The 7,228-nt window shown below is 65.5% G+C and carries 11 protein-coding genes; 10 read left to right on the forward strand and 1 reads right to left on the reverse strand.

Translation table 11 applies throughout. The features are described from left to right. Positions 1 to 120 precede the first annotated feature (120 nt). Positions 121 to 1,749, reverse strand: coding sequence for a Na+/H+ antiporter (locus SX1_RS21445; RefSeq protein WP_019054749.1), 1,629 nt, complete (start codon positions 1,747 to 1,749; stop codon positions 121 to 123). A 148-nt stretch (positions 1,750 to 1,897) separates the two neighbouring features. Here SX1_RS21445 and SX1_RS21450 point away from each other — a divergent pair, with 148 nt between their 5' ends. The 10 genes from SX1_RS21450 (at position 1,898) to SX1_RS21495 (ending at position 7,163) form a co-directional block, all read left to right on the forward strand. Further along, a complete protein-coding gene (locus SX1_RS21450) occupies positions 1,898 to 2,416 on the forward strand; it encodes a hypothetical protein (protein WP_019054750.1) in 519 nt (172 codons plus the stop codon). Continuing rightward, positions 2,413 to 2,883: a DUF6878 family protein gene (locus SX1_RS21455; RefSeq protein WP_019054751.1), complete on the forward strand. Its 471-nt coding sequence runs from the start codon at positions 2,413 to 2,415 to the stop codon at positions 2,881 to 2,883. Before SX1_RS21450 ends, SX1_RS21455 begins: the two co-directional genes overlap by 4 nt. A 2-nt stretch (positions 2,884 to 2,885) precedes the next feature. Beyond that, the gene (locus SX1_RS21460; protein ID WP_019054752.1) at positions 2,886 to 3,287 is read left to right on the forward strand and encodes a DUF6915 family protein; all 402 of its coding nucleotides are present in this window, start codon (positions 2,886 to 2,888) and stop codon (positions 3,285 to 3,287) included. Between the two features lie 4 nt (positions 3,288 to 3,291). Next, complete coding sequence (locus SX1_RS21465; RefSeq protein WP_019054753.1) at positions 3,292 to 3,603, forward strand: DUF7673 family protein; 312 nt, start codon at positions 3,292 to 3,294, stop codon at positions 3,601 to 3,603. A 41-nt stretch (positions 3,604 to 3,644) separates the two neighbouring features. Beyond that, the gene (locus SX1_RS21470) at positions 3,645 to 3,842 is read left to right on the forward strand and encodes a hypothetical protein (protein ID WP_019054754.1); all 198 of its coding nucleotides are present in this window, start codon (positions 3,645 to 3,647) and stop codon (positions 3,840 to 3,842) included. 192 nt (positions 3,843 to 4,034) lie between these two features. Next, positions 4,035 to 4,730, forward strand: coding sequence for a hypothetical protein (locus SX1_RS21475; RefSeq protein WP_019054755.1), 696 nt, complete (start codon positions 4,035 to 4,037; stop codon positions 4,728 to 4,730). Between the two features lie 60 nt (positions 4,731 to 4,790). Continuing rightward, positions 4,791 to 5,693, forward strand: a complete 903-nt coding sequence (locus tag SX1_RS21480) for a hypothetical protein (RefSeq protein WP_019054756.1) — start codon at positions 4,791 to 4,793, stop codon at positions 5,691 to 5,693. Between the two features lie 87 nt (positions 5,694 to 5,780). Then, entirely contained in the window at positions 5,781 to 6,041 is a 261-nt protein-coding gene (locus SX1_RS21485) for an antitoxin (RefSeq protein ID WP_019054757.1), read from the forward strand. Positions 6,042 to 6,052: 11 nt separating this feature from the next. Beyond that, entirely contained in the window at positions 6,053 to 6,451 is a 399-nt protein-coding gene (locus SX1_RS21490; protein WP_019054758.1) for a type II toxin-antitoxin system VapC family toxin, read from the forward strand. A gap of 145 nt (positions 6,452 to 6,596) precedes the next feature. Next, positions 6,597 to 7,163 (forward strand): hypothetical protein, encoded by a 567-nt coding sequence (locus SX1_RS21495; protein WP_019054759.1) that lies wholly within the window; start codon positions 6,597 to 6,599, stop codon positions 7,161 to 7,163. The last annotated feature ends 65 nt before the right edge of the window (positions 7,164 to 7,228 follow it).

Consider the following 7,228-nt stretch of genomic DNA (forward strand, 5'->3'; position numbering starts at 1 on the left):
CGAGCTGACGCAAACGGCAGTTCGAACTCTCCCAGCCCCCGCTTCACCCAAGCGGGGGCTTTTTCCTTGTCCCGAAACCAAAGCTCGCGGCCGCGCCGTGCCTGCCGGCTGTCGTTGGCATCACCCTGCCAGACGGGCCTCCTGCAGGTCGAGCTCCCGCACCAGCTTGCGCGCCGCCTCGCTCCCCAATTCGCTCTGACGAACCCGGCGGAAAATTTCCCCGCGTTCCGCCTTCAGCGCGGCAAGGCGAAGATCGCGCTCGATGCGCTCATCGCGCCGCAGAAAAGCCATCGCCTCGGGCAGGCTCGAGCGATTGTCGATCCGTTCGCGATAGAGGTCCATCAACCTGGAAGCGACGTTCACATAGGCGTCGGCATCCTTTCGCCCCTCGGCAAGCTGGTGCTGAGTGCGCTCGATCTCGGCGATCGCGGCTTCGGCGGCCGCTCTCCGGGCTTCTTCGATCTCCGCATCGCGCGATGGCTCCGCCGGCATCTCCAGCCCCCGCATCATCAACGGCAGTCCGATCGATGCCGCGATCAGCGACAGGATGATGACGCCCATTGCCAGGAGAATGGCGAGATCGCGACCCGGGAACGCCGTCCCGTCGGCCATGGCGAGCGGGAGCGTGAGTACGCCCGCGAGCGTGATGGCCCCACGGACGCCCGCGAAAGACATCGCCCCCACCAACCGCCAGTTCGGCCTCGGGCTATCTTCCGCGCGGCGGAAAGACGTCAGGCGCAGCGAGAACCAGACCCAGACGAAACGCAGCGCCGCCAGTGCGACATTGATCGCGACGATATAGACGGCCAGCCACCAGGCTCCATGATGGCCGGTCAGCCTGACGCTGTCGGCAGCGCCGGCCAATATCGTGGGAAGCTGCTCGCCAAGCAGCACGAAGATGATGCCGTTGGCCGTGAACTGAATGAGATCCCAGACCGTCGTGCGTCGGATGCGGGTTACGGCCAGCGCCTTGCCCCGTGTCTCGATGAACCCCATCATCACGCCGGCCGCGACCGCCGCCAGGATGCCCGAGCAATGGAGATGCTCGGCTACGAGATAGGCGCCGAACGGAATCAGCAGGCTGATCAGGATCTGCGAGCTGCTTTCCTCGCCGAGACGCCGCGCGACCAGTTCCTTTGCCCGCCCAACGAGCCAGGTGAGGCCCGCGCCGACGACGATGCCGCCAATCGCGACCCACAGGAAATTGAGCGCCGCGGCCCCCAGCGAGAAGCTGCCCGTCAGGGCGGCCGCCACCGCAAAGCGCAGGCAGACAAGGCCCGACGCGTCGTTGAGCAGCGATTCCCCCTCCAGGATATGCATCATCCGCTTGGGGATCGGCGTGCGCTGCGCGATCGCGGACACGGCGATCGGGTCGGTGGGGGAAACCACCGCCGCGAGCGCGAAAGCCACTGCGAGCGGCATAGCCGGGATCATCCAGTGGATGAGGAAACCCATGCCGACGACGGTGAACACGACCAGGCCAAGGGCCAGCTCAAGGATCGTGACGCCATCCTTGAACATATCGTCGGGCGGTATCCGCCACCCATCGAGGAACAGCAGCGGCGGCAGGAAGAGCAGGAAGAAGATGTCCGGATCGAGCGTCACCCGCCAGTCGGCGACGAGACCGATCGCGGCACCCAGAGCGATCTGGACGAGGGGACGCGGAACCGAAAACGGCAAGAGGCGAGCCAGGATTCCACTCAGCACCACGGCGAACAGCAATGTCAGGACGAGCGTGATGGTTTCCAAAAGCGAAGCCTCTGAACAGATTTGTCGGGACGGCCACCCTGTCTAACGCCGTGCCCCTTTCCTGTCAGCTTCAATCCCGGCCGACCGGCCTGCGGCCGTAGAGAGGAGGGGGAGCGTGGCTCCTGTCCAATCGTGACGGGAGACAATCATGTCCGACATCATCGACCTCGGCGGCGCCCCCGCCAACGAGGACTGCGCGCAGCTTGGGCACACGCCCGACTTCGAGCGGCTGAACCGGCTTGAAGTCGCCGCCTACCGCGCCGCCATCATTGCCCGTTTCGGCCCGCCGCCCGATGGCTGCACGCTCGTGTCGGTCACCAACCGGCACGACTTCGGCGTCTATTATTCGCTTGGCCTCAAGGTCGATGCGCTTGCCTATCGGCGTAATCCCGCGGTTACCGCCTATACCGAGGCCGCGCAGGACGGCCTCGAAAGCTGGGTCGAGGCCGGGTTCGCGCCACCGGTCCGTTATGAAGACGGCAGCGCCCCGACAGTCGATCGCGACCGGATCGACGACATCGTCACCGGCGCGCTTCTGGCGACCCGGCCCAATGCCGACGGACGCTTCGCCATCCCGGACTTCGAAGCCCTTCACCGCAACCTCGCCGCCGCCTATCCGGCCAGCGCCGAGGCCGCGAAGATCCTGATCCAGGAGATCGACGCATGATCCAGCAACCCACTTCCGACCAGCCGGTCACCGAGGCCGCGATCGTCGCGGAGATCGAGACCGGTCTTACCGCTGTCCAAGACGTCGAGGCGCGCTGCAAGGCCGCCTTCCTTCCATTGCTGCGCGAACACGGCATCGCGCGCGTTGACATCCACTATGACGGCGGCGGCGACGAAGGCAGCGTGGGCGATGTCTTCGCCTATCGCGACGACGCCAGCGCAGAGCTACCGACCATCCTGTGCGACCATTTCGCGCTCGAATATAATGGCTCTGTCACCACGCGGACGGTCGACCTTGAAGATGCTCTGAGCGCTTTCGCCGAGAATGCGGTCTGCACCCATCATTGCGGTTGGGAAAACGGCGAAGGGGCCCACGGCATCATCGGCATCGATGTCGCTTCCGGCTCGGTGACACTGACGCACAACACCCGCTTCATCGACTATGACACCAGCGAGACGGAGCTCTAGCGATGTCGCATTGCCATTATCATGCGCTGAGCTCGGTCCGCCGGTGGGGCGGTAATGCCGAGGACTATCTGCCGCTTCACCAGTGGTTCGACGAGTCCAAGAAGATCATCGCCGATCCGCGCCACCGCGCCTTGAGGCATCATGCCGAAGGCATTTTTCTCCTCGAGACGATCTTCGGCGTGACGATCCGCAACAGCGACGGCCGGGACATCCCGGTCCGGCTCGTCGGAGAACAGCATGTCACCGAAGATCTTGGGCGGATACCGTCGTTTGCCGACTGGGCGCGTCTCATCCAGCCGATGCCGTGGATCCTGCGCGGCAATCCGGCGGGCTCGCCGGGTGTCGATCCCGAGTTTGGCGCTCCGGTTCCCGGTTCCCGTGAGCATCTCGCTGCTATAGGCTGATCCCGTGGACAAGGGACCCTTCAGCGACGCCGCCGCGCGCCATGCCCTCGACCGGCTGATCGAGATCGCTCGATCCGACACCGGCCAGGCGCGGCGGGTCGCGAACTTCCTGCTTGCCTGGTGGAATGGCGATGATTGCGGTCATTTCCCTATCGCAGATCTGTTCGGCGTCGACGCGACGATCGCGACCCACATGACAATCATCATCGGCTTTCTCGGCCAGCATGAAGGCGCGATCTATCCCGATGCCTTCGGCCGCAAGGCCGAGATGATCGAGCTGGTTCGCCGTTGGCGCGACTTTCCAGACGAGGGCTGAGCGCTCGCCTCGACGCGCCTTCCGCGCTATGATCGAGTCCCATGACCGAGCTCGATCCCCACACGCTGCGCGTCGCCGCTTCGCTCGTTCGATCGCGGATCAAGACGCTCAAGCTCGACGGTCGTATGGACGGGCTGCAGCGGTTGGGCGCGCAGCGTACGCTCACCCAGCTCGCGGTGGACCTCGAAGTGTCCGCCGACCATGCCGGGCCTCCCCGCCGCCGCAAGCGCACGGCCTAGACTTGCCAATAGGGCGGTAACGCCGCCCGCACCTTCCGAACGTCTCTGACCAAGGCCGCGGAATCCTCCGCGCGTCTGCTGCGGTCCGCGCTCCGCGCATGCAAAGGGGAGCAGGGCAGGGGAAGGGGGCCGGGCCTGTCTCCGAGGCCGGGGACGCGGCTTGCGCCGCATCCCTCTCCCCAAGGAGTCAGCATGGCCAACCACTTCACCAAGGCGAGCTTCACGCTCGCCGTCACGCCCGCCGAGGCTGAGGTCCTCCGCCTGATCGACGATGCCATCGAGGCCCTCGACGATGCTTCGCTCGAACCGGATGGGCGCACCGCGCGGTTCTCCGCGTTGGGCCCGGCTTTCGCGGCCTGCTTTCCGCCGGCCGATGCCGACCCGTTCTCGGGCTTTCTCGAGATATTCCCCGATCCCGATTATCCCCGCCTCGGCTTCACCCTGCAGGTCGATCCTCCCGATACCGGGGACACGGTCGGCGTCTGGATCCACGGCGAGCAGGTCGACATCGAGGCGACGGCGGCGCTGATCCAGGCCACGGCACGCTCCGCGCTTCCCTTCGGCTTCGAATATGCCCTCGATTGTGATCGCATGCGTCCGGGTGAGTTCGGCGGCGGCTTCGTCGTGATCCGCGAGGACGACATCGAATTCGGCGGCTCGGCCCGAGGCCTCGAAAAGGCGCTGACCCGCCGTCCCGGCGAGGCCGAGCACGGCCTCGTCATCGCCACGCGGGATCGCGAGGAAGGCCTGCTCTTCTGGAACAGCAAGGCGGGCTTCGGCTCGCTCGAAACCGCGACCGTCTTCTCCGAGGCCGAAGCCTCGAACACCGATCTGCCGATCGCAAGCGACCAGCCGGAATGGCTGGCCCTGCCGGCGCCGCTCGCCTGAACGCGCCGGACCGCCGCCATCAAGCGCGGCGCTCACACCCTCAAGCCGGAGTATCTCGCCATGCCGACCTATGACGTCGTCTTCACGGCGCCCGTCCCCGACTGGATCCTCGCCAAAGCCGAGGCCGAGGATGCGCGCCGTGCGCGCAGCTGGCTTCTTTCCCAAAGCTGGTACGAGCGTCGGCGCATCGACTGGGCCGCCGCGCGAACGATCGTGCCGGAAGGCAGCCAGTCTCCGGTCCAGCACGAAGCTGTTTTCGCGCTCGATTGTGAGGAGAGCGCCAGCCCTGCCTCGGGAGCGCTCACCCTCCGCCTCGCCGTCACCGTCCGTCAGGGCGAGGATCCGCTCGAGAAGGCACGCCGCGTGCTCGACCTTCCTCGCACCGGCAGAACCAAGCGCCGGGTCCTCAACCGAGACGGCATATGGGACCGGGGTTCGTTCAGCGCCGTCAGGGGCAACAGCGTCATCGGTCCCATGCCGCCGGACTGGCCGGAAGGCCGCATGCTCACCGACTATTCGAGCCACCTCGGCAGCTATGGGCAAGGGGGCGTCGGCCTCTCGGGCTGGCAATGCAATCGCGGCTCATGGATCGTTCTGCCGCTCACCGGGTCTGACGGGTGGATCTGGCTGACGCGCGAGGAGATCACTCCGGCCGAGGATTTCCGGTCGCTCCGGGCTGCCATCGACCAGCGCATCCTTGGCGTGCATCCCGACCAGATCGCGGAATTCACGCCGTGGGAGCATCGCTATGCCGGCCATGAACGCATAGCCGACATCCCCGACTTCGGCGACGAGAAGGCGACCATAGAGCGCTTCAACGCGACCGAGGACGGATTCGTACTGGAGGCCGCCAACGGCCTCACCCGCTGGCGCTTTGCCATGGGCGACGATCTGCCCCGTCCGATCTGGGCCGGCTCGCGAGAGCCGCGCCTGCTCGCCCATGACTGCTATCTCGCGGTGTGAGACGCCAGGGCCGGAACCCCTGTTGTTGTCCGCCATTGAAATGGCCGACCGCAATGTATATGTCTATGTATATCCAAGGAGGACGGCATGGCACGATCCGAACCGATAGCCTCGCGGGAAGCCAAACTGTTCCGCAACAACAAGAGCCAGGCCGTGCGTATCCCGGCCGACTTCGAGCTTCCAGGAACGAGCGTCATGATCCACCGTGACGGCGAGCGGCTCATTCTCGAGCCGATCCGCCGGCGGAATATTCTCGAAGTCCTGGCGAGCCTCGACCCGCTCGGACCTGATGACGAGTTCCCGGACGTCGACGATACGCTGCTGCCGGCAAAGGCCATAGACCTTTGAGCACGCTCTACATGCTCGACACCAACATCGTGTCCGAGCTTGCGCGCAATCCGCACGGGGCCATCGCGAACCGGATCGCCGAGGTCGGCCCTGACGGCATCTGCGTCAGCATCATCGTGGCCGCCGAACTCCGCTACGGCTGCGCCAAGAAGGGATCGCCGCGCCTCCTGGCCCAGATCGAAGCGATCCTCGACAGCATCCAGGTTCTCGCCCTCGATGTTCCGGCCGACACCGAATATGGCGGAATTCGCGCCGAGCTCGAGGCCGCGGGCAAGCCGATCGGCCCGAACGACCTGTTCATCGCGGCTCATGCCTATGCCTTGGACGCGGTCCTTGTGACCGCCAACTACGGCGAGTTCTCGCGCATCCGCGCCCTTAGAATCGAGAACTGGCTCGACGAGCCCAACTGACGGCCTGTCCCTCGACCGCTACAGTCGTGGCGCTCCGCCGCAGACGATAATCGCCGGACCGCGCCACAAGCCTGCCGAGGCCGACATACCACCGGGCGCGGCGGCTGTCCCCGCTCGATCAACTCCAAACTCGAGAGGAACGACCATGACGACCATCGTCCTGAGCAACGGCCATCTGCGCTCCGAGACCGTCGAAGCCGCGATCGACGCGCTGATCGAGATGCTGAACGATCATCCGCTCAACCGCCTGTTCGAAAAATATGGCGATTTCGTCGAACGGGATGCCCGCAACCTGCGCGGCGAATGGCTCGAAGGGGTCGAGAATGCCGTCAGCTTCTTCGGCAACTTCTTCGACCGATCCCATGTCTTCATCATCGTCTCGAACGACGCGCATCACGTTGAACGCCTCTGCGCAGCGATCGCTGCGAACCGCCAGCGTCCCGACTATCTGCGCCAGCCGCCGCCTTATGATCCCGCCAAGCTGGTTATCGAGCGCAAGCGCTTCAGCACGACCCAGGGCGAGGTGCTGCTCACCTATGACGGTCAGCGGATCGAGCAATATGGTGACACGATCCGGCTCGACGGTCGCGGCAACTATGAAGGGCATGACGATCATTACTGGCACAACATCGCCAAGCGTGATCTCGCGCGCCGCCATGTCGAGGCCTTCGACCGCAGCATGACCGCGAGCGAGGCTCTCCCGCCCACTTAGCGACCGTCCGCCAGCCGGTGACGTTGCCTCTAGCGCACTGACCGCCCGCAGGCGGTCAGCGCCAT

The sequence above is a fragment of the Sphingobium xenophagum NBRC 107872 genome (assembly GCF_000367345.1).
GTDB lineage: Bacteria > Pseudomonadota > Alphaproteobacteria > Sphingomonadales > Sphingomonadaceae > Sphingobium > Sphingobium xenophagum.